Raw genomic sequence first — 21056 nt, 5'->3', positions numbered from 1 at the left:
TAGATTCTTGTTTCGACGCGCTTTCTTCACGCGAACCGGTGTCCACTTCGCTCGAAAGCGCTCTAGATCCGCGCGCCGCACAGCCCGCTCATGATCGCAATCGCGATCAGCGCGCCGGCTGCAAGCCCGGTTGCCCAGACCCGGTTGGCGACCGCGGTGGTCACGCCGTGCGCGATCAGGATGCCGCGCAATCCCGAAGCGAGATGCGCGAGGACGAAGAACACGCCGAGTGCGTAGTGCGGCACCAGGCGGATGCTCCAGGCGTCGTGGATCAGCCCGGTCGGCGCGCCCGACGCCCAGTCCCAATTGGTGTCGATGTGATGCACGGCTCGCGCCGAGACGAAGGCGGAGTTCAGATGGGTGACGATGAACGCCGCGAGATAGACGCCGGAGCCGATCTGAAACACGCGGAATGCGTCGGCCGGCCGTGAGCTCCAGCGCCAGGCGAGCCGTACGCCGATGGCGACCTGGAACAACATCAAGGCGACAAGCACAGGCTCGATCACGGGCGATCGATAGACCGTGCGGCCCAGCTTCATCACGGCGCCATGAACCTCGGGTCCGAACAGGCCCAGAAGGTGATTGGTGAGGTGAAATGCGACATAGAGAAGGATGACCGCCGCGGCGATGCCATGCGTGACGCGCCATCTGGCAATGGATGGAGCCATCGCAGCTGATGTTGGCGGCCGCTCTTGCTCGCCGCCGAGCAACACGTAGAGACACGCGGCGAGCCAACCCGCGACCCAGACGAGCTCGTCGCTGACATGGATGTGCAGCAATCCAAGGCCGACGCCGGTCAGCACGAACAAGGGCGGCGCGGCGATGCTGACATACGCAAGCCGCCGGGCGCGCAACGCGAACGATGAAGACGCTGGCTTGGTCATCCAATAGGCGCAGGCCAGACCGAGCGACGGCGCGGCCGTCGCGGCCAACAGGCACAACGCCGCCACGGCCAGTCGCCCAAACGACATCGGACCGTCAGCGGGCGAGACCACGAGATGAAATCCATCGAGCAGGAACGGGTAGGCGATTGCGCCGGCCGCGGGTGCCAGCCCTCGAAGCCTGTCCGCGACCGTGGTCACGAGACCGTCGTCGCCGGGCTGAATGCTGCTCTGCTCGATTGCGCTCATCGATCTCTCCGGAAGGCTCGAGTTGCGACCGCTGAAGTGCCGCGCGGCCAAGGCGCGTACACGCAGCTTTGTGCTGCGCCCGCGCGCCGGCTCGGGCAATGTTGCTGCGCCGGGATGTCGGTGCATGAGCTAATCGCGCCGTGGCCCGGCAGACAGAGCCATTTTCCATCTATCCGATTGGGCCATCAGAGGGTTGGCATTTGAACGCCATCGAGATCGAGAAGAGTTCGAGTACGTCGATTCAGCAGCAGCTCTATGATCGCATTCGTGCGGCCATCGTCGAGGGGCGGATCCAATCGGGAGAGCGCGTGCCGTCGACGCGCAGCCTTGCGGTGCAGCTCGGCATCGCGCGGGGCACCATCGACATCACATACGCGCGACTGACCAGTGAAGGATATCTCGTCGCACGCGGTCAGCGCGGCACCATCGTCGCGCCCGAGTTCCGCTCCGGCGCGAGGCCGGCCGAGCTGCTCGCGGCGCCGATGTCGGCCAATGATCCGGCACCGACCGAGATGCCGCCGCCGCTCCGGCTTGGCGTGCCCGCACTCGATCTGTTTCCGCGCAAGGTCTGGGCCCGGCTCGCCGCGCGGGAAGCGCGCAAGCTGTCTGCAGCGCGGCTTTTTCACGCCTACCCGATGGGCGTGCCCGCGCTGCGCGAGGCGATCGTGGCCTATCTCGCGGTTGCCCGCGGCATTGTCTGCCGGCCGGATCAGGTCGTCGTCACGTCAGGCTATCAGGGCGCTTTGAGTCTGGTCGCGAGCCTGCTGCTCAAGCCCAATGATCAGGTCTGGCTGGAAGACCCCGGTTACGTCTTCGCACAGCAGGCGTTCGAGCAGCTTTCGATGCGCATCGTTCCGATTCCCGTCGATGACGAGGGGCTTCGGGTGGATGACGCGCGCGCGAGCCATCCGGATGCACGGCTCGCGGTGGTAACGGCGACTCACCAGTTTCCACTCGGCATGCCGTTGTCGCCCCGGCGCCGCGCGGCGCTGCTGGCCTGGGCCGCCGATCGCGATGCATGGGTGCTGGAGGACGACTACGATTGCGAGTTCCACTACAGCGGCCGCAAGCCCGCGGCGCTGAAGAGCGTCGATGCCGCCGATCGCGTGTTCTATGCCGGCAGCTTCAGCAAGACGTTGTTTCCGAGTTTGCGGCTCGGATATCTGGTGCTGCCCGCCGCGTTCGTCGCGACCGCCGAACGCACCTGCCGGATGCTTCATCGCGGAGCGGCGGCGTTTGAGCAATCGGTCGCGGCGGCCTTCATGTCGGAGGGTTATTTTGCGCGGCACCTGCGGCGGATGCGCTCGCACTATCGCGCGCGGCGCAAGGCGCTCGCCGACGAGCTGGAACGACAGTTCGGCGCCGACGTGCGCATTTCGCTGCAGCCCGGCGGCCTGCACATCCTGGTGCGCTTTCCGAACCACGGGCCGGATGTCCGGCTGGCCGATCAGGCGCGGCAACATGGCCTCGCGCCGGTGCCGCTGTCCGAGCGCTCCCTTGCGCATCACGCGGGCGAGGGGTTGCTGATGAGCTTCACCAATATCGCGGAGCAGGACGCCGCCGAGGTGGTGGCGTTGTTGCGGCTGACGATCACGGGGAGATGAATGCGGCAGGCGAGGGCTGCGTGAAGCAGCTCACATAGTCGTTCGCACGGCGTGGCTAGTTTCCCGGCCACCAACGGGAGAGCAACGATGCGCAAACTCATCCTGATCACGGCGATGGTTTTGGCTTCCGCTTCCGCGCAGGCCGGCGAACGAAGCCTGTCGTTGGGCGGGGCAACCTCGCTACCGGCCGCCGCGTCGAATTCGGTCAATACGGCGGGCCAGACCGCCGATGCGCCGGTGACGCCTGCCGTCGAGCCGCCGCCGAAGCCGTCGGAAGCGCCAAAATATGTCGAGCGCGCCGCGCCCGCCGCGGCGCCGGCTCCCGCTCCGCAGCCGCAAGTCCAACCGGCCTTGCAGCAGGCGCCGGTGCAGCAACAGGCCAACGTCCAGCCGTCAGCGGCGCCGGAGCCGCAGGCGGCCTGGCACCGGCCGAGCCATCGCCGTCACGCGCGGCGCTGGACCGAGGGCCGCATCGTCGGCGAGCTGCATCGCCACGGGATTTACTGGTAGCCACGCCTTGCCGAGCACAGGTACCCGCCAGCTACTTTGCATGGGGTTGTTTTCGATATTTTGGTGGGAGCCGCAGCCGCCGGGCGCGATGGTGCCACGCTCGAAGGTGCATCGGCGTTCAAGGTCGTCTGGCCGTCTCGGACCTGCGGCTGCGATCAGAATACGAAAGCGCCCCTGGATCGGATCCAGGGGCGCTTTGCATTGAGCCTGTTGGGTGCGTTCGCGGCGTTACTCGGCGACCGTCTGCACGACGTTGCCGATCGGCCGGCCCGTTGCGATCGGCTTCTCGGTCTTCGCCATCATCGCGTCGTATTCGGGCAGCGTTTCGATCTGGGTCTTGGCCTTCATCCAGACCACCTTGTAGCCGCCTGCCTTCAGCTTGCGCAGCAGCGTCGGCAGTGCCTGGGCGGTGTGCTTCTGCAAGTCATGCATCAGGATGATGCCCTTGTGCTCCTTGTCGAGCTTGGTCATCACGTTGTTGATCACTTCGTCCGAGCTCTTCGACTTGAAGTCGTTGGAATCGACGTCGACCGAGAACATCGCGATGTTGCGAGTGCCGAGATAGGCGGTCGTCGCCGGCGTGTGCGCCAGCGCCGGGAAGCGGAAGAACGGTGCGGGGTTGCTGCCCAGCGCCAGCTTCACCGCGCTGAAGCCTTTCTCGATCTCGTCCTTGGCCTGCTGCTCGGTGAGCTTCTTGCTCGCCAGATGTGCGTGCGACCAGGTGTGGGCGCCGATGGTGTGGCCGGCGGCGGCGACCTGGCGGAGGATGTCCGGATGATAGGTGGTGTGCAGGCCGATCGGGAAGAACACCGCCTTGGTGCACTCGTCCGCCAGCGCCTTGAGCACGGCGGGCGTGGTCGGCCACGGACCGTCGTCGAAGGTCAGCACGACCTCGTGGTCGGTCAGGAAGTCATACTGCTTGTACTGCAGGAAGCCGAAGCCCGGGCCGCCGGTGGTGTCGACGACGACGGTGCGGGTGATGCCGAGCGCATCGGGATTGGCGCATTTGGGCATGGCCGCGACCGGGGCCGGCGCCGGGGCGGGGGCTGCGGCCGGGGCTGCCGGCTGGCTGGCATCGGCGCGCTTCGACAGCGCGGCGGTCGTCTCGACATCGTCCCTGGCGGCCTGCTTTGCCGCGGCCGCAGGAAGCGGATCGGCCTTGGCTGCGGCCGTTGTCTGCGGAGGAGCCGCGTCGGCACGCGGCGAGGAGGTCCAGAACCACACCCCGGCGATCACGATCGCCGCTACAACACTGGCCAGCATCAGGCCCAACGCACTACGCATCGCTACACTCTCTCGGAACTCAAGGATACGCCACACCCGTAACGAGCGATTAATGCCAACAAGGTCTTAACGCGATCCCAACACGGCGCCGGAAGGACAAGAAAAAGTGCGGCTTACGCCTGCGTGATGACCATCACAGTCGGCCGGCTCGCTCCCCTGCAGGATCGTACCCATCAAACAAAGGGCCCCGCCAGTTGCGGCGCCGATGGGAGCCGATCATGACCACCGTCTTGAAGAGCCAGGTTCTGGAGCGTGCCGTTCGCAGAGCCAGTGTCACGTTGGCCTTTGCGGCCGCCGTTTCCGTGCTGTCGTCGACCGTGAGCTTTGCGTTCAGCGCCGAGGCGCAGCAGATGTGCTCGGGCGATGCGTTCCGCCTGTGCAGCGCGGAGATCCCGAACATCCCGAGGATCACCGCTTGCATGGTCAAGAATCGCTCCCAGCTGAGCAGCGGCTGCCGCGTCGTGCTGGACCGCGATCTTGCCGCGCAGCGCAGGGCCGCCGCGGAGTGACTTGCGTGGGGCAGACCTGCGGTGACGAGACGCAGGCCCTTCTCCGATGGTCATCTCGAGGCGGAACCCGGCGCTTCGCCCCCGGTTTCAAGCTTCTTCGCGGCCCTGAAACGCTATAGAACCAGCGTTGCATTCCTTAGAGGCTTTGAAGATGACCCGATTTCTGTTCGTCGTCGTTCCGCTGGTTCTGCTGACGTCGGCCGCGGCGGCACAGCAGCAGGGGCGTGATGCCTGCTCGCGCGACGCCTCGCGGTTCTGCCGCGCCCATCTCAGCGAGGGCGATCAGGTCGTGCTGGCCTGCCTGAAGGAGCATCGCAGCCGCCTCAGCAAGGCCTGCCAGCAGACCCTCACCGACAACGGGCAGTAACGCGCTTCGTCACGTGCTGCTCCCCGCGGCGGTCGCGACCACCGGGATCACCTCCTTGGCGGCGCGGTCCGGGGTCTCGTCCTTCCAGCGCACCGAGCCGAACGGACGCTCCAGCATCCGGCGCACGCGGATCGGCTCGGCGCCGATGTGGAAGTCGGCCGCCTTCTGATGCAGCGCGCGCTCGATCTGGGTGGCACGGTTGCGCTGGCGCAGGAAGTCGAGCCAGGTCGGGCAGTGGTAGCGCTCGGTCCACAATTCGGGATCGGCGATGTCGCGCGCGATCGACCAGCCATAGGCGCCGTTGCGCTGGCGGCTGAGCTGCACGTCCTGCATCACATTGTGGAAGGCGCGGGCATTGTCCTGCGCCACCCGGTATTCGATCTCGACCACCAGCGGCCCGCTGCGCCCGGTCAGTTGCAGCCGCACCTCGGGATCGGCCAGCGTATCGGTGGCGTCCTCGTTGCGCGCGCCGATTGGCGGCATCCTGAGCCAGATGCCGAGCACTGGCGACAGCAGCATCAGCCCGGCGGAGATCAACAGCGCCATCTCGACGCCGCCGAGATCCGTGATGCGGCCCCAGCACCAGCTTCCGATTGCGATGCCGCCGGCGATCGAGGCCTGGAAGGCCGCCAGCGAGCGCCCTGCGACCCAGCGCGGCGCCGACAGCTGCACGCCGATATTGAACAGCGCGATCGCGAGCATCCACACCGCGCCGGCAACCACCAGCGCGGCGGCGGTGATCACCGGCTGCCTGCTCACGGCAACCGCGGCGATCGCCGCGCCCATCGTCAGCGCGCAGACGCGGATCGCGGCTTCGCCGCTGAGCCGGCTGCGGATCTCGCTGATGTTGAGCGCGCCGATCACCGCGCCCATGCCGAAGGCGCCGAGCATGATGCCATAGGTTTGCGCGCCGCCATGCAGCAGGTCGCGCGCCACCAGTGGCATCAGCGCCGAGACCGAGCCGCCGATGATGCCGGTCACCATGGTGCGGGTCAGCACGATCCTGATCGACGGCGAATTGGTGATGTAGCGCACGCCGGAGACGATGGCGCGGTTCAGCCGCTCGCGCGGCAGCCGCGACGGCTCGCTGACGCGATTCCACAGGAACAGCACGACGAGCAGCGGCAGGTACAGCACGGCGTTGGCCGCAAATGCCGCCACGGCGCCTGCGGACGCGACCACGATGCCGCCGATCGCAGGTCCGAAGCTGCGTGCGATGTTGTAGCTGATGCCGTTCAGCGCGACCGCGGCGGGCAGCGTCTCCGAGGGCACCTGCTCGCTGACCGAGGACTGCCAGGCCGGGCCGAACAGCGCCATGCCGCTGCCGACGACGAAGCACAGCGCAAGCAGGATGTTTGGCGTGACCAGATTGAGCCAGGCCAGCACCGTCAGCGTGGTGGCGCCTGAGAGCGCGATCGCCAGCGATACCAGCGCGACGATGCGGCGGTCATGCATGTCGGCGATGGCGCCGGCCGGCATCGCGATCAGCATCACCGGCAGCATCAGCGCGGTCTGCACCAGGGCGACCTTGTCGGCCTCCGCGGTCATCTGGGTCATCGCCCAGGCGGCGCCGACGCCCTGGATCAGGATGCCGAGGTTGGAGAGCAGGCTGGCGAGCCAGATTCGCCTGAAGATTGAGTGCCGCAACGGCGCGGTGATACTGTCGGGTCGATCAGGCGGTGCGGTCATATCCGGTTCCGGTTGGCCTGCTATGGCTTGTTGAATGATTCCGGCTCATCAACTGATGCCCGCGAAACGCGTGTCCTGTCCAGCGTTTACGGTATCCTTACGCGCTGTAGGACACAGCTAAAGCACTGAAAGACCTGAGGAAGGTTTTGGGAAGGGGACCAATGGCGCTGTCGCGGCGAACATTCTTGCAAGGGGCCGGCGCGCTGTCCCTGCCGGCCGGCCGTCTCGCCGTCCCGGGCCTGGCGCAGGCGGCCTTGGTTCAGTCGGCGCTGGCCCAGCCGGCGCCTGCCGGCGACATCCCGCCGATCCTGTTCGTGCACGGCAATGGCGATCACGCAGCGCTCTGGTTGACGACGCTCTGGCGCATGGAATCCAACGGCGTGCCGCGCGAGCGGATGACCGCGATCAATTTCACCGATCCCTTGGCGCGCACCGACGACAAGGTCGAGCAGGCGGGCCGTTCCTCGACCGAGGACCAGCGCCGCGAGCTCGCCGATGCGGTCGGGGAGCTGAAGCAGAAGAGCGGCGCCGCGCGCATCGCGCTGGTCGGAAATTCGCGCGGCGGCAATGCGATCCGCAACTATGTCAGGAACGGTGGCGGCGACATCAGCCACGCGGTGCTGTGCGGCACACCCAATCACGGTGTGTATGCCTCGGACGATGGGCTCGGCAACGAGTTCAACGGGCGCGGCCCGTTCCTGCGCGGGTTGAACGATGGCGACAGCGAAGTGACTGCCGGCACCGCCTTCCTGACCTTGCGCAGCGATGGCCTCGACAAATATGCCCAAGCCGACGGCCGCTTCATCGGCAAGCCGGGCACGCCGACCAACGTCACATCCGAAGGTCCCGCGCTGAAAGGCGCGACTAATCTGGTGCTCGGCGCCGTGGATCATCGCGAGACCGCGTATCATCCGCGCGCGTTCCGCGAGATTTACAAATTCATCGCGGGGCACGAGCCGTCGCGGATCGAGATCGTGCCGGAGACGGTGGTGAGGCTGAGCGGCCTCGTCACGGGCACGCCCGGCGGCGTGCCGACCAACCGGCCGGTGCAGGGTGCAACGATCGACATCTATCGCGTGTCGGCGGAAACCGGCGAGCGCTTCAGTGGCCCGCTGCACAGCTCGCAAACCGGCGCCGACGGCCGCTGGGGGCCAGCGCAGGTCGATCCGTCCTGGCCGCTCGAATTCGTCCTGACCTCGCCGGGTGCAGTGACGACGCATATCTATCGCTCGCCGTTTCCGCGCTCCTCCGAGATCGTGCATCTGCGCGCGGCGCGGCCGCTGCTGCCTGCCGACGCCGGTGCGGGGGCCATCATGCTGATGTCTCGGCCGCGTGGCTATTTCGGGCTACCGCGCGATATCGTGCTGTTCGACGGCAAGGAACCGGCCGATGTCAAATCCGGCGTGCCGACCGACGCGGTGACGACGTTGCGTCTACCCGCGGCTGATCTCGGCCATCCGGTGGTTGCGATCTTCAACGGGGAACGCATCGTGGCGCGGGCCTGGCCGGCGTCGGAGAATCGGATTGCAGTCGCCGAGCTGACTTATTAGGTCTTGTGCAGGGTCCGCGCGCCTTCATGGCGCCGGGATCGCATGGCCGGATCGGCCGTTGCGTGAGGCAGGAAGCGAGGACCATGAGCATAGCCGAAGTCTACGACATCACGGTCACGCGGCGTCCCCTGGTCCCGCCGGCGCCGCCGCGCGCCCCCGACGACATGGGTGCGTTCCAGCGGATGCGGGTGATGCGCAACTCGCCGATCGAGACCTGGGGCCAGCGCGCCTATGAGGACGACATCGTCCAGGGCCGCTTCCTCAACCACTCGAGCTTCATCCTCAATACACCGGATGCGATCCGCCATGTGCTGGTCGACAATTACGAGAACTACACCCGCACGCCCGCCGGCCTTCGCGTGCTGCGCCCGATGCTGGGCGAGGGACTGCTGATCGCCGAGGGTCGTGCGTGGAAGCATCAGCGCCGCACGCTGGCGCCGGCATTCACGCCGCGCGCGGTGACGACACTGGTGCCGTACATGATCGCGGCGGTCGACGAGACCATCGCCAAGCTGAAAGCCGCGAGCGGCGGCCCGGTCGATCTGCGCGAGGTGATGCAGCGCATGACGCTGGAAATCGCCGGCCGCACCATGTTCTCGTTCGGCATGGATCGCCACGGCGCCGCGCTGCGCGACTTCGTGATGGAGTATGGCGACACGCTGGCGCGGCCGCACATGCTCGACCTGGTGCTGCCGTTGAGCTGGCCGACCCTGCAAGATTTCCGCCGCGCCCGCTTCCGCAAGCGCTGGACCGCGTTCGTCGGCATGCTGATGGCCGAGCGTCGCGCCGCCGGCAAGGACGACAACGCGCCGGCCCGCGACCTGTTCGACCTGATGGGCGCCGCGCGCGATCCTGAATCCGGCGAGGCCTTCACCGACGCCCAGCTCGGTGACCAGGTCGCGACCATGATCCTGGCTGGCCATGAGACCACCGCGACCGCGCTGTTCTGGGCGCTCTATCTGCTCGCGCTCGATCCCGAGACCCAGGAACAATTGGCAGCAGAAGTCAGGAGCGTGACGACATCGGGTGCGCTCGACATCGAGCGGCTGAAATTCACCCGTGCGGTGGTCGATGAAACCATGCGGCTTTATCCGCCGGCGTTCCTGATCGCGCGTGCGGCAGCCGGTCCCGACACCATTGCGGGCCGTCCGGTCAGGAAGCATGACGTAATCCTGATCGCGCCGTGGCTGTTGCATCGGCATGAAAAGCTGTGGCGCGAGCCGAGTGCGTTCGTGCCGCAACGTTTCATGACGGAGACACCGCCCGATCGCTTCGCCTATCTGCCGTTCGGGGTCGGCGCGCGGGTCTGTATCGGCGCGCATTTCGCGCTGGTCGAGGCGACGCTCGCGCTCGCGAAGATCGTCGACGCATTCCGCGTCGCGCTGGCGGACAAGGAGCCGGTGCTTCCGATCGGCGTGGTGACGACACAGCCGAACCGCTCCCCGGTGTTCACGATCAAGCCGCGCTGACCTTGCGCGGCGGTGTCCCAATCCTCACTTAAGGGCTCACCATGAGCGATACGCAAGCCCACTTCGCAGTCCTCAGGCAGACGACCGATCCGGCCGTCGTCGATGCCATGCAGCAGCTGATCGTGGACGGTCACGATCGCGAGCTCAATCGCATCAACGTTCTGGATTTCTCCAGCCGCACCGGGCTCGACCAGGAGAAGGTGATCTCCGGCTTCCTGCATGCTTCCCGCCTCGGCCTGTTCGACATGAGTTGGAACGTGCTGTGCCCGGGCTGTGGCGGCGTGCTCGATGCCCACACCACGCTGAAGTCGCTGCGCCATGACGACTACAATTGCGCGCTGTGCGCGGCCGGCTACGAGGCCTCCGTCGACGAGTTGGTCGAGGTTGCCTTCACCGTCAGTCCGCGGGTCCGCCGCATCGCCGCGCACGATCCGAACACGCTGCCGATCTGGGAATATTTCCGCCAGATGTTCTGGAGTTCCGGGATCGAGTTCGACGAGAGTTCGGTGTCGACCCTAATCAACGAGGTGACGCTGGAGGGGCTCGAATTGCCGCCCGGCGAAAAGGCGATCCTGTCGCTCAATCTGCCCAATCAGTTCGTCATCGTGTTCGAGCCGGTGACGCATTCGGCGCACTTCTTTGCCATCGAGGGCGAGCCGACCACCGAACGTCAGCAGTTCTCGATCGCATTCAACAAGTCGCATGCGCCGACCGGCACCTCGACGATGCGGCCGGGGCCGTTGCGGCTTTCGCTGGAGAATCACGCCGACGTCCGCGTGTTGCCTTCGGTGTGGATCGCGGGCGATCCGCTGCACAAGCTGCTCGGCAAGCGCAAGCCGATCCTCACCGCGAAGCGGATGCTGTCGAACCAGACTTTCCGCGACGTGTTCAAGGCCGACAACCTCACCGTCGACCAGCGGCTGAAGATCACCGCGCTGACCTTCCTGTTCACCGATCTCAAAGGATCGACCGCGCTCTATGAGCGGGTCGGCGATCTCGCCGCGTTCGACCTGGTGCGCGCGCATTTCCACGCGCTGCTCGAGATCATTGCCTCCGAGCACGGCGCCGTCGTGAAGACGATCGGCGATGCGGTGATGGCGACCTTCATCCGGCCCGAGCATGCATTGTCGGCCGGCTTGCGCATGCGGGCCGCGATGAAGCAGCTCAACACCGAGCGCGGCAAGGAAGATCTGGTGGTCAAGATCGGCATCCATGAGGGGCCGTGTCTCGCGGTGACGCTGAACGAGCGGCAGGATTATTTCGGCCAGACCGTGAATATTGCCGCGCGGGTGCAGAGCCTGTCGACGTCGCAGGAGATCCATTTGACCCAGCCGGTGATGGAATCGGCAGAGGTCGCGGGCATCCTCGATCGCGCGGCGATCAAGCCGATCCAGAAGGAAGCGGCGCTGCGCGGCATTGCCGACAAGCTCGTGGTGTACGAGATACCTTAGTCACATTGCCGACATGTAATGCTTGCTGAAACGTAATGCCGCAGCGGGAACCCGCGCGGATTGCGCCGGTTCTGTTTCCACGCCATATAGATTTCAACAGCGCAAGGTCCGGAAAAGCGCGTAGCTGTCTTCCGGACAGATGCTCAATCAAGGCCTCCAGGCTTCATCCCACAGAGAGAGCGATGCTCGACGGACTCCGCCAATTCATTGCCGATATCGTCTCCCCCGATGCCCAGGCTGACCGCGCCTTCGATGACGGCGACTACCGCCTGGCGGCGACCGCGCTGCTGGTGCATGTCGTCTCGCTGGACGGCGAGCCGACGCCGGCCGAGACGCGCAAGCTGCACAGCCTGATCGAGAGCCGTTTCCAGCTCGATCCCGGCACCGCCGACAAATTGATCGCCTCCGCGATGCGCGTCGAGGGCGAGGCCGTGGATCTCTATCACTTTACGAGTGTGATTATGCGCTCGGTGAATGAGGAGGGACGGCTGCGCATCGTCGAGATGATGTGGGAGCTGGTCTATGCCGACGGCCAGGTCAGCGAGTTCGAGGACAATGTGGTCTGGCGTGCCGCCGATCTGCTCGGCATCTCCTCGCGTGACCGCATCGATCTCAAGCACCGGGTCGCCGAGAAGCAGGCGGAGCTGCCAAAGGGCCCCTGGGGCACGGCAGACGCGGCAATCTGACACGTCTGCCGGCGCAGGCGGACGCCCCCCTGCGGGCATGGCGGATGACGAAATTTTAATGTCAGCCGCGATTGTGGGCGATCCGACTGAAAATCGGTCGTTTCGTCTCGAAACCAGCGGCCCCGCCGCTATCCACAAGCCCATACGCGGCTTGCGTCACACCGCATCCCTATGCTCTCGTCGCCCCGTTGGGGACCTCACTAGAATTTGCAGTAAGAGTTTGAAACGTGACTGAGCGTGTGACGCTGATAACCGGGGCATCGGCGGGCATAGGCACCGAACTGGCGCGCGTGTTTGCATCGAATGGTCACCGCGTGGCGCTGGTGGCGCGGCGCGCCGATCGCCTGAAGACCCTCGCCGACGAGCTCGGGGCCAAGGGCGGCGCGGCGCCGATCGTGATTCCCTGCGATCTGCAGCAGACCGATGCGGGTGATCAGATCGCACGGGCCCTGACCGAGGCCGGGGTCGAGGTCGAATACCTGGTCAATAATGCCGGCTTCGGGCTGTTCGGCCTCGCCGTCGAGCGCGACCGTGCCGAACAGCTCAACATCATCAACCTCAATATCCGCGCGCTGACCGACCTCACGCTGCGCTTTGCCGACCAGTTGATCCGCAACCGCGGCGGCATCCTCAATCTCGGCTCGATTGCCGGATTCCTGCCGGGCCCCGGCATGGCCGTGTACTACGCCAGCAAGGCCTATGTGCTGTCGTTTTCCGAGGCGTTGCGCTGTGAGCTGGCGCCGAAGGGCGTGCGGGTCACGGTGGTGTGCCCTGGGCCGGTGCCGTCCGAATTCCAGGACCGCGCCGGTTTTGCCCCCGGATTCGATTCCGCCATCCTCAACGTCGCGCCGGCCGAGGTCGCCCGCCAGGCCTATCGCGGCCTGATGGCCAACAAGCGCGCCGTGCTGCCCGGCGCCTTCATCAAGCTGGTGCCGTTCCTGCTCCGGCTGTTTCCGCGCTCCTTCATCCTGACGGCGGTCGGCGGCTTTCAGCTCCGCAAGCGCTAGCTTCTCCCGAATCGCCGTTAAGCCTGTTTCTGGCCCGCGATTTGCTTCGCACGGGTGTGCGCAAACTCACACGATGTTAACGACCACTTAGTTATGATCGCGCCTTACGTGCCGAAACTTTAAGCAGAGGCCAAACCTTCAAGCGCAATGCTGTTCCGGTCCGACCAGAGCCGTGTCGTGGTGCCCTTCGCGAGCCGAAGGCCGGCCGCGGTCACGCCCAAGGATCGAATCTGGGACCAGGCTTCGCTGCGGCCGGTGCTGGTCGTCCTGCATCAGGAGACGTCGACACCCGGCCGGATCGGCAACGCCCTGCGCGCGCTCGGCTATCCCCTCGACATCCGCCGTCCGCGTTTCGGCGACGCGCTGCCCGACACGCTAGACGCACATGCCGGCGCAGTGATCTTCGGTGGCCCGATGAGCGCCAATGATCCCGACGACTATGTCCGGCGCGAGATCGACTGGATTTCAGTTCCGCTGCGCGAGCAGCGTCCGTTCCTGGGCATCTGCCTCGGCGCGCAGATGCTGGCGCGGCAACTCGGCGCCAGAGTCGCGCCGCATCCGCAAGGCCGCGTCGAGGTCGGCTATTACCCGGTCCGGCCGACCGAGGCCGGCCGCGCGTTGTGCCCTGACTGGCCGGCGCGGGTTTATCACTGGCACGGCGAGGGCTTTCAATTGCCTGATGGCGCGGACCTGCTCGCGGCGGGCGATGATTTCCCGGTGCAGGCGTTCCAGTTCGGCAATGCCTTCGGCCTGCAATTCCATCCCGACGTGACCTACGCGATGATGCATCGCTGGACCACGCGCGGCTGCGCGCGGATGGATTCGCCGGGCGCGCAACCCGGCCATCTGCACTTCGCCGAGCGCGCCGTGCACGATGCCGCCGAGCGCGCCTGGCTAAAGCATTTCATCGACGGCTGGATTGCGCGCGTGCCGCGGCCGGTGATGCTGCAGGCTGCGGAATAGCCGCCGCGCGGAATTTCGCGCCGCCCTTTCATTTGCAGGGATGTGCTAGTCTTGCCGCGGCTGCTGCGCGCCGCCCGCATCGCTGCGCGTATCAATAACAACAAGGCACAGGGAGATCGCGATGAGCTACGAACACATTCTCTATGAGGTCAGCGACAGGATCGCGACCATCACGCTCAACCGCCCCGACCGCATGAACGCGTGGACCGCGATCATGGAGCGCGACGTGCGCCACGCGATGGAGGCGGCGGCCAATGACGACAATGTTCGCGTCATCGTGCTGACCGGCGCGGGCCGCGGCTTCTGCGCCGGAGCCGACATGGAAGCGTTGAAGGGGATCGATCCCAACGAGGTCAGGCGCGGCGAGAATATTCCGTTCGACATGAACCGCCGCGCCGACTGGCAGACGCGCTACGCCTATTACCCCGCGATCAAGAAACCCTTGATCGCCATGCTCAACGGCGCCACCGCCGGCATCGGCCTGGTCCACGCGCTCTATTGCGACCTGCGCTTCGCGGCCGACAGCGCGGTCTTCACCACCGCCTTCGCGCGGCGCGGCCTGATCGCCGAGCACGGCATCAGCTGGATGCTGCCGCGCATCGTCGGCCATGCCAACGCACTCGATCTCTTGATGTCGGCGCGGCGCGTGTCGGCTGCGGAGGCGCTGCGCATCGGCCTCGTCAACCGGCTCTCGTCGCCGGAGAAGCTGCGCGAGGAGACTTATGCCTATGCCCGCGATCTCGCCGATTTCGTCTCGCCGAGCGCGATCGCGGTGATCAAGCGCCAGGTCTACGACGTGCCGTTCCAGACGCTCGCCGAAGCCACCATCGACGCCAATCGCGAGATGCAGATCGCGCTGAAGGGCAATGATTTCCGGGAAGGCGTCGCGAGCTTTGTGGAGAAGCGGCCGCCGCGGTTTACGGGGACGTGAGGGGGAGGATTGGGGCCTGGCAAGGTCCGCCTTCGCCCTTTGGGCTTCGCCGGACACCACGCTTCACCCTTCAGGCTCTGCGCGGCTGCGCCACGCGTAGCCCGAAGGGCGAAGCGTGGTGGAGCCAGGCGGGATCGAACCGCCGACCTCGTCATTGCGAACGACGCGCTCTCCCAGCTGAGCTATGGCCCCATTGCGGCCGGGTGTTGCTGAGTATCCCGGCCGTCAGTCGGGCGCCATTTACAGTCCCGCCCAAGGCCAAGTCAAGAACGCTGAAACAACGGTTTTCGGCCTTTCCCGCCGGGAACTTCCCTTGTTTGCGGGGGGATGAACCGATATTTAGAGCATGATCTGGACCCGGCGGGCCGCGCCAGCAAAAAGTGCGTCGCGGCTTTCCGAAAAGATCCTGCTCAAACGAGAAGCGCGCTGGCGGCCCAGTCCGGTCCCGTTGCGCTTCACTTGGTCGTCCCACCCGCGAGCCCCCATCATATGCGCGCTGTTCTCGACATCGTCATCATCGTCCTCGACCTCTATGTCTGGCTCCTGATCGCCTCCGCCATCCTGTCCTGGCTGGTCGCTTTCAATGTGGTCAACACGCGCAACCAGTTCGTCTCCGCGGTGGCCGAGTTTCTGTACCGGATCACCGAGCCGGTGCTGCGGCCGATTCGCAACGTGATGCCGAGTCTGGGCGGGCTCGATATCTCGCCGATCATCGTGATTCTGATCATCATGTTCATCCAGCGGGTGATCGCCTATTACATCTATCCCAACGTGATCTGATCCTACGCGAGTGCTGATGGATCCTTGGCGCTATTCCACCGGGGGCATCAGCATCGCCTTGCGCGTGACGCCGCGCGGCGGCCGCGACGATATCGACGGGATCGAAACGCTGGCCAACGGCCGCTCGGTGGTGAAGGTACGAGTCCGCGCCATTGCAGAAGGCGGCGAGGCCAACCGCGCCGTGACCGAGCTGCTGGCCAAGGCGCTCGGCGTGCCCAAGGCCAGGGTGAAGCTGCTGTCCGGCGCCACCTCGCGGCTGAAGCAGGTGGCGGTGGACGGCGACCCGAAGGGGCTTGGCGAAATGTTGAGGAAGCTGACCCAGCAGGAAACAAGGGACTGACATGACTGCCCGCATCATCGACGGAAAAGCCATCGCCGCCGAGCTTCGCGCCCGCGTCGCCGACGAGGTCGCCCGCGTCAAGCGCGACCATGCACTCACGCCGGGGCTCGCCGTCGTGCTGGTCGGCCATGATCCGGCGAGCGAGGTCTATGTCCGCAGCAAGCACACCCAGACCCAGGCCGCCGGCATGGCCTCGTTCGAGCACAAGCTGCCGGAGGACGTGTCGCAGGCCGATCTCTTGGCGCTGATCGCACAGCTCAACCGCGATCCGAAGGTGCACGGCATCCTGGTGCAGCTGCCGCTGCCGAAATCGCTGCACACCGAGACCATCATCAACGCGATCGACCCGGCCAAGGACGTCGATGGCCTGCATCCGAACAATGCCGGCCGGCTCGCCGGCGGCCTGGCCGCGCTGTCGCCCTGCACGCCGCTCGGCTGCATCATCCTGACCAAGAGCGTGCACCCCTCGCTCGAGGGCATGAACGCGATCGTGATCGGCCGCTCCAATCTGGTCGGCCGCCCGCTGGTGCAATTGCTGCTGAACGAGAACGCGACGGTGACGATCGCGCATTCGCGCTCGCGCGATCTGGCAAAACTCTGTGCCCAGGCCGATCTGGTCTATGCCGCAGTCGGCAAGCCCGAGATGGTACGTGGCGACTGGCTGAAGCCGGGCGCGACCGTGATCGACGTCGGCATCAACCGCATCCCGGTCGACGGCGGTAAGCCGAAGCTGGTCGGCGACGTCGCATTCCAGGAAGCGCTTGGCGTCGCCGGCGCGATCACGCCGGTGCCCGGCGGCGTCGGGCAGATGACGGTGGCGTGCCTGTTGGTCAACACGCTGCGCGCCGCCTGCGCGATTGTGGGCCTGCCGGCGCCGGCGGTGTAGTTTCTTCCTTACCTCTCCCCGCAAGAGCGGGGCGAGGGAGCATTGAGAGCGAGCTCGCTACTTCTTCTTCGCGCGCTCGATGCCTTCGAGGATCAGCTTGCGGGCTTCTTCGGCGTCGCCCCAGCGCAGCACCTTCACCCACTTGCCCTTCTCGAGATCCTTGTAGTGCTCGAAGAAGTGCTGGATCTGCTGCAGCGTGATGTCGGGCAGGTCGCTGTAGTTGTGCACCTTGTCGTAGCGCTGGGTCAGCTTCGACGACGGCACCGCGATGATCTTCTCGTCACCGCCGGCTTCGTCCTCCATCAAGAGCACGCCGACCACGCGGACGCTCATCACGGCGCCCGGCACGATCGCGCGGGTGTTGACGATCAGCACGTCGCAGGGATCGCCGTCGCCCGACAGCGTGTGCGGGATGAAGCCGTAATTGCCGGGATAGCGCATCGGCGTGTAGAGGAAGCGGTCCACCACCAGCGTGCCGGCCTCCTTGTCCATTTCGTACTTGATGGGCTCGCCGCCGACGGCAACCTCGATGATGACGTTGACTTCGTGGGGCGGATTTTTTCCGATCGATATGGCGTCGATACGCATGGATTGCTCCGCGTGGCCTTTTGGAAGTTGAGAACGATGTGATTTTTTGCTTGGCGCCACCAGGCCGCGAAACAGCTTCAGGCCCGGCCTTGGGGCCGGGCTGGCCGTCGCGCGCAAGCGCTCAGGCTGTTTAGCCTCGCTGCAGCTGCGAGAGAAGCAGGATTTTCAGTTGGCCCAGGCGAAAGCGACCTTGTCGAGCGACTTCGGCCCGAACCGCTCCGAGGAACGCGCCACCATGCGGCCGCCCAGCGCGCGGTAAAACTCGGTCGCCGGCTCGTTGTCGGAGAGCGCCCAGATCACCATGGTCTTCAGGCCGCTCTGCAGGAGATCGCGGCGGGCTGCGGCGAACAGCCGCCGGCCGAAGCCGAGGCCCTGGAATTCCGGCCGCAGATAGAGCTCGTAAATCTCGCCCTCGAAGTGCAGGCTGCGGGCGCGGTTGCGGCCATAATTGGCGTAGCCCGCGATCCGGTCGCCGAACACCAGCACGCTGACGCGGCTGCCCTTGCGGATGGCGCTGTCCCACCACTGCGGGCCACGGCGATTGATCAGCTTTTCGAGTTCGGCGCCGGGGATGATTCCCTGATACGCCGAGCGCCAGGCTTCGTCATGGGTAGACGCCACCGAGGCTGCGTCTGCAGCTTTGGCCGGCCGGACCTCGATTAGCGTTGTGCTCATGCGTCCAATCAAAGCAAGTCGGAGGGCCGCCTTCAAGGTCCATCGTTAATTATCGGTTAACCTGTGGATTTTTTGCATCAGTGTCATGAAAACTTGTACCGAAAGAGGACACTCGCCCGGCTCGCGCGACCCGATCGCCGATCCCGGCCTGTACAAAGCGTGGATCGTGAGCGCTGGATGACAATGCCGCAGTTCGGGCTAATGCCGTTCGGTGCTGATTCGGTGCAGGAATTTTGCGAGCGAATCCAGTCGCAACGCGGATGCATGCCGCGTTCTGCGTCCGCGCCGCCGCAGTGGATTTCCGCGCGCGACCAGCCTATGGCAGCGGCGGTATTTGTACGCGCCGAAACCGGCCCGATCACGAGCGGACTGCGATGACGCTCTACTTCCTGATCAAATATCTGCACGTGCTCGGCGCCATCGTGATCCTCGGCACCGGGACCGGGATCGCCTTCTTCATGCTGGCCGCGCATCGCACGCGCGATGCGGCTTTCATCGCGCGCACGGCGGCGACCGTCGTCATCGCGGACATGATCTTCACGCTGAGCGCCGTGCTGCTGCAGCCGGTGAGCGGCGGACTGTTGATGATGCTGTCGGCCACAAGCATCACCGAACGCTGGCTGCTGGTGTCGCTGGCGCTCTACGCGCTGGCTGGAATGTTCTGGGTTCCCGTCATCTTCATGCAGATGGAGATGCGCGACCTCGCGCAGGCGGCCGCCGACAAAGGTCTCCCGCTGCCGCCGCGCTACTTCGCGCTGTTTCGCGGCTGGTTCCTGTTCGGGATTCCCGGCTTCGGATCGGTGATGATCATCCTGTGGCTGATGATCGCAAAACCGTTTTAGAGCATGATCCGGCTCCCATGAGTGACGATGCATCACACAATATCCTCGTGCTCGGCGCGTCGGGCCTGATCGGTCGCTATGTCACCGACGATCTGAGGGCGCGCGGCTTTCACGTGATCGGGATCGCGCGGCGTTTCACGCCAGCGCAGAAGGTGAGCGCGGCCGACCTCGAGCTGCCCGTGATGTCGATGGATGCCGCGGCGCTGACGCAGCTGCTCCGCACCCACGAGGCGGACATCGTCGTCAATTGCCTCGGCGTGCTGCAGGATGGTCCGGGCAGCGACACGCGCGCGGTGCATCGCGACTTCGTGGCGCGGCTGCTGCAGGCTGTCCGCGACAGCCACCGCGCCATCCGTCTCGTGCACATCTCGATTCCGGGCGCGGATAGTGAAGATCGCACGGCCTTCAGCACCACCAAGCGCGAGGCTGAACGGCTGATCGCGGCGTCAGGGGTCGCCTACGCGATCCTGCGCCCGGGCTTTGTCATCGCGCCTTCGGCCTATGGCGGCAGCGCCATGCTGCGCGCGCTGGCGGCGCTGCCGGTCGATCTGCCGGCGGACGAGGCCGCGACGCCGTTCCAGCCGGTCGCGGTCGAGGATATCGCCGCCACCATCGCCTGGCTTGCGGCGCGCGACGTTGCCGATGAAACCGTGCGATCGGTGACATGGGATCTGATGCAGACCCAGCCGATCTCGCTCGGCGGCGTCATCGCCCAGTTCCGCTGGTCGTTCGGCACGGCAAAGCATTTTCGACTTCCGACGCCGTCGTTCCTGATCGATCTCGGCGCCCGCCTCGGCGATCTCACCAGCCGCTTGGGGTGGATGCCGCCGCTGCGCTCCAATGCGATCGCCGAGCTGCGCCGCGGCGTCACCGGCGATCCCACAGCCTGGATGACCGCGACCGGCATCGTGCCGAAGACCATCGCACAAGCGGTCGGCGGCCGCCCCGCGACCATTCAGGACAAATGGTTCGCGCGGCTGTTCCTGATCAAGGCGCTGATCTTCGCAAGCCTGGTGCTGTTCTGGGTTGCGTCCGGCGTCGTCTCGCTGGTCATCTCCTATGACGCCGCAGCCGGCATCCTGAGTGCGCACCATTTCCCGCCTGCGCTGGTCGGGCCGGTGACGGTGCTGACCAGCCTGATGGACATGAGCATCGGCGTGCTGATCGCGATCCGCCGCACCGCGGCGTTCGGTCTGGTTGCAGGCATCGTCGCCTCGCTCGGCTACATGGCGGGATCGGCGATCCTGACGCCCGATCTCTGGATCGAGCCGCTCGGCGCGCTGGTGAAGACCGGGCCCGCGATCGTGCTGATGCTGGTCGCGCTCTTGATGCTGGATAACCGATGAGCAAGTGGCCCGACGACGACGTGATCCTCTACGACGGTGTCTGCATCTTCTGCTCGCGCTGGGTCCGCTTCGTCATCGCGCGCGACACAACGCGCCGCTTCCGCTTCACGCCGATCCAGTCCGGCTACGGCGCGCGGCTGGCAAAAACCTTCGGCATCGACCCCGAGGATCCCGACACCAACGCCGTGGTCCATGGCGGCGTGGCCTGGATGAAATCCGACGCCGCACTGACGGTGCTGAGCCATCTCCCCGGCTGGAGCTGGACCCGCGTGCTGTTCGGCGTGCCAAAACCGCTGCGCGACGCGGTCTACAGCCTCATCGCGCGCAACCGCTACAGGATCTTCGGAAAGTACGAGACGTGCTTCGTGCCGGATGCCGATATGCGGGCGAGGGTGCTGGAGTAGTTTCGGCCGTCATTGCGAGCGAAGCGAAGCAATCCATCTCTCCGC

Annotated in this window: 22 protein-coding genes and 1 tRNA gene; 17 read left to right on the top strand and 6 right to left on the bottom strand. The window is 65.9% G+C overall.

Annotated features, from left to right (window positions below):
* Positions 1-62: 62 nt before the first annotated feature.
* Positions 63-1130 (bottom strand): hypothetical protein, encoded by a 1068-nt coding sequence (locus CO675_RS37345; RefSeq protein ID WP_245453080.1) that lies wholly within the window; start codon positions 1128-1130, stop codon positions 63-65.
* Positions 1131-1330: 200 nt separating this feature from the next.
* Between CO675_RS37345 and pdxR the strand changes: the two genes are divergently transcribed.
* Positions 1331-2734 carry a MocR-like pyridoxine biosynthesis transcription factor PdxR gene (gene pdxR, locus CO675_RS37340; RefSeq protein WP_158231369.1) on the top strand — a complete coding sequence of 468 codons (1404 nt, stop codon included), beginning with the start codon at positions 1331-1333 and terminating at the stop codon, positions 2732-2734.
* Between the two features lie 87 nt (positions 2735-2821).
* The gene (locus tag CO675_RS37335) at positions 2822-3244 is read left to right on the top strand and encodes a hypothetical protein (RefSeq protein WP_097676865.1); all 423 of its coding nucleotides are present in this window, start codon (positions 2822-2824) and stop codon (positions 3242-3244) included.
* Between the two features lie 228 nt (positions 3245-3472).
* Here CO675_RS37335 and CO675_RS37330 read toward each other — a convergent pair whose 3' ends face one another.
* A complete protein-coding gene (locus CO675_RS37330; protein WP_097676864.1) occupies positions 3473-4528 on the bottom strand; it encodes a polysaccharide deacetylase family protein in 1056 nt (351 codons plus the stop codon).
* Positions 4529-4746: 218 nt separating this feature from the next.
* On the opposite strand from CO675_RS37330, the gene CO675_RS37325 reads away from it, so the two are divergent.
* Complete coding sequence (locus CO675_RS37325; protein WP_097676885.1) at positions 4747-5037, top strand: hypothetical protein; 291 nt, start codon at positions 4747-4749, stop codon at positions 5035-5037.
* 151 nt (positions 5038-5188) lie between these two features.
* A complete protein-coding gene (locus CO675_RS37320) occupies positions 5189-5404 on the top strand; it encodes a hypothetical protein (RefSeq protein WP_097676863.1) in 216 nt (71 codons plus the stop codon).
* Between the two features lie 9 nt (positions 5405-5413).
* On the opposite strand, the gene CO675_RS37315 is transcribed toward CO675_RS37320, so the two are convergent.
* Positions 5414-7093: an MFS transporter gene (locus tag CO675_RS37315; protein ID WP_097676862.1), complete on the bottom strand. Its 1680-nt coding sequence runs from the start codon at positions 7091-7093 to the stop codon at positions 5414-5416.
* 161 nt (positions 7094-7254) lie between these two features.
* On the opposite strand from CO675_RS37315, the gene CO675_RS37310 reads away from it, so the two are divergent.
* The 7 genes from CO675_RS37310 to CO675_RS37280 all read left to right on the top strand — a co-directional run bounded on the left by CO675_RS37310 (position 7255) and on the right by CO675_RS37280 (position 15150).
* The gene (locus CO675_RS37310) at positions 7255-8643 is read left to right on the top strand and encodes a hydrolase (protein ID WP_097676861.1); all 1389 of its coding nucleotides are present in this window, start codon (positions 7255-7257) and stop codon (positions 8641-8643) included.
* An 83-nt stretch (positions 8644-8726) separates the two neighbouring features.
* Positions 8727-10112, top strand: coding sequence for a cytochrome P450 (locus CO675_RS37305; RefSeq protein ID WP_097676884.1), 1386 nt, complete (start codon positions 8727-8729; stop codon positions 10110-10112).
* A gap of 41 nt (positions 10113-10153) precedes the next feature.
* Positions 10154-11563: an adenylate/guanylate cyclase domain-containing protein gene (locus CO675_RS37300; RefSeq protein WP_097676860.1), complete on the top strand. Its 1410-nt coding sequence runs from the start codon at positions 10154-10156 to the stop codon at positions 11561-11563.
* Positions 11564-11745: 182 nt separating this feature from the next.
* Positions 11746-12249 carry a tellurite resistance TerB family protein gene (locus CO675_RS37295; protein WP_092121262.1) on the top strand — a complete coding sequence of 168 codons (504 nt, stop codon included), beginning with the start codon at positions 11746-11748 and terminating at the stop codon, positions 12247-12249.
* A 227-nt stretch (positions 12250-12476) separates the two neighbouring features.
* Complete coding sequence (locus CO675_RS37290; RefSeq protein WP_097676859.1) at positions 12477-13256, top strand: SDR family NAD(P)-dependent oxidoreductase; 780 nt, start codon at positions 12477-12479, stop codon at positions 13254-13256.
* A 147-nt stretch (positions 13257-13403) separates the two neighbouring features.
* Positions 13404-14219, top strand: a complete 816-nt coding sequence (locus tag CO675_RS37285; protein WP_097676858.1) for a glutamine amidotransferase — start codon at positions 13404-13406, stop codon at positions 14217-14219.
* 121 nt (positions 14220-14340) lie between these two features.
* Positions 14341-15150 carry an enoyl-CoA hydratase gene (locus CO675_RS37280; protein ID WP_097676857.1) on the top strand — a complete coding sequence of 270 codons (810 nt, stop codon included), beginning with the start codon at positions 14341-14343 and terminating at the stop codon, positions 15148-15150.
* Positions 15151-15266: 116 nt separating this feature from the next.
* On the opposite strand, the gene CO675_RS37275 is transcribed toward CO675_RS37280, so the two are convergent.
* Positions 15267-15342 (bottom strand) — tRNA-Ala (locus tag CO675_RS37275).
* Between the two features lie 297 nt (positions 15343-15639).
* On the opposite strand from CO675_RS37275, the gene CO675_RS37270 reads away from it, so the two are divergent.
* From CO675_RS37270 to folD, 3 genes are read left to right on the top strand one after another with little or no spacing between them, the layout of a single operon-like run.
* Entirely contained in the window at positions 15640-15930 is a 291-nt protein-coding gene (locus CO675_RS37270; protein WP_097676856.1) for a YggT family protein, read from the top strand.
* Positions 15931-15946: 16 nt separating this feature from the next.
* Positions 15947-16270, top strand: a complete 324-nt coding sequence (locus CO675_RS37265) for a DUF167 domain-containing protein (protein WP_097676855.1) — start codon at positions 15947-15949, stop codon at positions 16268-16270.
* A 1-nt stretch (position 16271) separates the two neighbouring features.
* Positions 16272-17156 carry a bifunctional methylenetetrahydrofolate dehydrogenase/methenyltetrahydrofolate cyclohydrolase FolD gene (gene folD / locus CO675_RS37260; protein WP_097676854.1) on the top strand — a complete coding sequence of 295 codons (885 nt, stop codon included), beginning with the start codon at positions 16272-16274 and terminating at the stop codon, positions 17154-17156.
* Positions 17157-17213: 57 nt separating this feature from the next.
* Here the strand turns inward: folD and ppa are convergent, their stop codons facing one another.
* Both ppa and CO675_RS37250 read right to left on the bottom strand, forming a co-directional pair.
* The gene (ppa, locus tag CO675_RS37255) at positions 17214-17744 is read right to left on the bottom strand and encodes an inorganic diphosphatase (protein ID WP_097676853.1); all 531 of its coding nucleotides are present in this window, start codon (positions 17742-17744) and stop codon (positions 17214-17216) included.
* 165 nt (positions 17745-17909) lie between these two features.
* Positions 17910-18419 (bottom strand): GNAT family N-acetyltransferase, encoded by a 510-nt coding sequence (locus CO675_RS37250; protein ID WP_050400790.1) that lies wholly within the window; start codon positions 18417-18419, stop codon positions 17910-17912.
* 374 nt (positions 18420-18793) lie between these two features.
* On the opposite strand from CO675_RS37250, the gene CO675_RS37245 reads away from it, so the two are divergent.
* Genes CO675_RS37245 through CO675_RS37235 form a run of 3 tightly spaced genes read left to right on the top strand, consistent with a single transcriptional unit; the run spans position 18794 to position 21011 of the window.
* Complete coding sequence (locus CO675_RS37245; RefSeq protein ID WP_097676883.1) at positions 18794-19261, top strand: DUF2269 family protein; 468 nt, start codon at positions 18794-18796, stop codon at positions 19259-19261.
* 17 nt (positions 19262-19278) lie between these two features.
* Positions 19279-20607 (top strand): SDR family oxidoreductase, encoded by a 1329-nt coding sequence (locus CO675_RS37240; RefSeq protein ID WP_097676852.1) that lies wholly within the window; start codon positions 19279-19281, stop codon positions 20605-20607.
* Positions 20604-21011: a thiol-disulfide oxidoreductase DCC family protein gene (locus CO675_RS37235; protein WP_097676851.1), complete on the top strand. Its 408-nt coding sequence runs from the start codon at positions 20604-20606 to the stop codon at positions 21009-21011. The genes CO675_RS37240 and CO675_RS37235 overlap by 4 nt, the downstream gene beginning before the upstream one ends.
* The last annotated feature ends 45 nt before the right edge of the window (positions 21012-21056 follow it).

It is taken from the genome of Bradyrhizobium sp. C9 (assembly GCF_002532045.1).
Lineage (GTDB): Bacteria > Pseudomonadota > Alphaproteobacteria > Rhizobiales > Xanthobacteraceae > Bradyrhizobium.
Note: the sequence above shows the minus strand (reverse complement) of the source record. Positions and strands in the feature narration are given on the sequence as shown.